This is a genomic window from Arthrobacter sp. JCM 19049, assembly GCF_001310435.1.
Genome location: NZ_BAXF01000776.1, coordinates 1 through 803 on the forward strand (window position 1 = coordinate 1; position 803 = coordinate 803).

An 803-nucleotide genomic window follows, 5' to 3' on the forward strand; every position below is an offset into this window, starting at 1 on the left:
CGCCAGCGGCACCCGCCAGCCGTACTTGATCGCCGCCAGCCGGGTGGCGATCACCAGCACCGCGGTGATGATGCCCAGCGTGGTGGAGAACCAGCCAGCGTCCGGCTCAGCGAGGTCAGCCCCGCCCCGGCGATCGCCGGAACCGCGTAGAGGTCGCGGGGGTTGAACAGTTCCGGGGTGACGTTGGCGATGACATCGCGCATCAGCCGCCGCCCACCGCGGTGCTCACCCCCAACAGCACCGAGGAGACCGGGTTCATCCCGTAGTCCAGGGCCTTTAGCGTGCCGGTGATGCAGAACAGTCCCAGCCCGCCGGCGTCGAACACCAGCACCAGGCGGTGCAGCTTCTTGACCGCCGGGGTGAACAGGTACACCAGCACGGCACTGAGCACGACCGGGATGAAGTAGACCGGGTTGCTGAACGTGGCCGGGGTGTCGCTGAGGATCAGATCGCGCACGATGCCCCCGCCCAGGCCTCCGACCCCGGCCAGGAACACCGAGCCGATGATGTCAAAGCCGCGGCGCACCGCCACCAGTGACCCGGCGATCGCGAAGAAGAACGTGCCGATCAGCTCAACGGCCAGGACCATGGTGGGCATCATGGGTTGGTGGGCTCCCCTTCGACACGGTGGGCGCGGCTTCGCGCGCCCCGAACGCTACCCATTATGCGTCGTGTTCCGGCGGCCGCAGAATCCGGCCGATGCGCTGGACCGTGTTCAGGTTGCGGGTGGTGTGCAGGTGGGTGGGGGCCAGGCGCTGCAGTGCCTGGGCCAGCGGGTCACTGGTGCTGGTACCGCGTTCGGC

The 803-nt window shown here is 68.6% G+C and carries 2 protein-coding genes; both read right to left on the reverse strand.

Features of this window, described 5'->3' with window-relative positions:
- Window positions 1-50: 50 nt before the first annotated feature.
- Window positions 51-203, reverse strand: coding sequence for a TRIC cation channel family protein (locus JCM19049_RS22845; protein ID WP_306420835.1), 153 nt, complete (start codon window positions 201-203; stop codon window positions 51-53).
- A complete protein-coding gene (locus JCM19049_RS16175; RefSeq protein WP_054822055.1) occupies window positions 203-601 on the reverse strand; it encodes a trimeric intracellular cation channel family protein in 399 nt (132 codons plus the stop codon). Before JCM19049_RS16175 ends, JCM19049_RS22845 begins: the two co-directional genes overlap by 1 nt.
- Between the last annotated feature and the right edge of the window lie 202 nt (window positions 602-803).